At 64.1% G+C, this 1086-nt stretch carries 1 tRNA gene and 2 pseudogenes; 1 reads left to right on the forward strand and 2 read right to left on the reverse strand.

Going from position 1 to position 1086, the window contains the following annotated elements:
* A pseudogene (locus EOA28_RS36640) lies at positions 1–201 on the reverse strand (lipoyl(octanoyl) transferase LipB); the annotation flags it as partial.
* Between the two features lie 182 nt (positions 202–383).
* Here EOA28_RS36640 and EOA28_RS36645 point away from each other — a divergent pair.
* Positions 384–468, forward strand: a tRNA-Leu gene (locus EOA28_RS36645).
* 151 nt (positions 469–619) lie between these two features.
* Here the strand turns inward: EOA28_RS36645 and EOA28_RS36650 are convergent.
* Positions 620–1086, reverse strand: a pseudogene (locus EOA28_RS36650) (succinate--CoA ligase subunit alpha); the annotation flags it as partial.

Raw genomic sequence — 1086 nt, forward strand, 5'->3', positions numbered from 1 at the left:
GGTTCCGGCGGTGTAGAGCGGCGGATGCTCGACCAGCCAGACCATTTCTCCGGCAGCGCCGCTGCGGATCGCCTCGGCGCGCGCCTCCATGAAGGCCAGCGCGTTTGGATAGGAGGTCAGGCCTGGTTCGATCACCCATTCCACCGGCGCCGAACCGGGCAGGGGCAGGAACGACGTGGCGATCTGGCTGCGTTCTGTCATGGAACTTTCTCGATGTTCCTCTCATATGGCGGCAATCGGCCAAAACGTCCAGTTTCACCGGTGTGAAGCCGGGCCGTAGAGGGTTGTGCAAATGAGCGACGAATATTCCGCTCAGCGCACTTGTTTCGCCGGAAACGATTTGCTACAGGCCCCGGGCCGGACGGTTCCGGCTCCTACCACGTGCGGTCGTGGCGGAATTGGTAGACGCGCAGCGTTGAGGTCGCTGTGGGGCAACCCGTGGAAGTTCGAGTCTTCTCGACCGCACCAAACCTTCTCCAAAGGCCTTGGAATTAGCGCTACCCTGCGACTGTTGTCGTTGCTGCCTGCGGTGCTCGTTTGCCAAACGAAAAGCGGCGGCGGGTCATGAAGACCGCGCCACCGCCTGGTATTCCTAGCCGGTTCAAAAGCTCGGGCTGGATCACGCCGCCTTCTTCGTCCGCGCCAGCGTGTCCGCCACCACTTCGCCGAAGGAGGCGGGGGTCGGCACGATGACGACGCCGGCTTCCTTGAGGATCTCGACCTTTTCCTGGGCCGATTCGCCGAACGCCGAGATGATCGCGCCGGCATGGCCCATGCGGCGGCCTTTCGGGGCGGAGAGCCCGGCGATGTAGGCGATCAGGGGTTTGCGCATGTTGTCGCGCGCCCAGATCGCGGCTTCGGCTTCCTGCGGGCCGCCGATCTCGCCGATCATCACCACGGCGTCGGTGTCGTCGTCGCGCTCGAAGAGCTGCAGAATGTCCTTGAAGGACGAGCCGTTGATGGGATCGCCGCCGATGCCGACGCTGGTCGACACACCTATGCCCAGCGCCTTCATCTGCGATGCGGCTTCATAGCCCAGCGTGCCGGAGCGGCCGACAATGCCGACGCGTCCCGGCAGATAGATGC

The organism is Mesorhizobium sp. M2A.F.Ca.ET.067.02.1.1 (genome assembly GCF_004023285.1).
Lineage (GTDB): Bacteria > Pseudomonadota > Alphaproteobacteria > Rhizobiales > Rhizobiaceae > Mesorhizobium.